The 414-nt window shown below is 63.5% G+C and carries 1 protein-coding gene; it reads left to right on the top strand.

The annotated features are described in order from the left end of the window. The coding region (locus BraRD5C2_RS28830; protein WP_223974444.1) for a chemotaxis protein CheW at nucleotides 1–414 on the top strand (414 nt) is incomplete at both ends.

Consider the following 414-nt stretch of genomic DNA (forward strand, 5'->3'; position numbering starts at 1 on the left):
AATATCGACCAGATCGGCGGCACCATCGACATCAAGAGCGTGGCCGGCGAGGGCGCCTCGGTCACCATCAAGATCCCGCTGACCCTTGCGATCGTCTCCGCCTTGATCGTGGAAGCCGGCGGCGACCGCTTTGCGATTCCCCAATTGTCCGTGGTCGAGCTGGTGCGGGCCCGCGCCAACTCCGAGCACCGCATCGAGCGGATCAAGGACACCGCGGTCTTGCGCCTGCGCAACAAGCTGCTGCCGCTGATCCATCTCAAGAAGCTGCTCAAGATCGACGACGGCGCGACCTCCGATGCCGAGAACAGCTTCATCGTGGTGACGCAAGTCGGCAGCCAGACCTTCGGCATCGTGGTCGACGGCGTGTTCCACACCGAGGAGATCGTGGTCAAGCCGATGTCGACCAAGCTGCGC

It is taken from the genome of Bradyrhizobium sp. RD5-C2 (assembly GCF_019972155.1).
GTDB lineage: Bacteria > Pseudomonadota > Alphaproteobacteria > Rhizobiales > Xanthobacteraceae > Bradyrhizobium.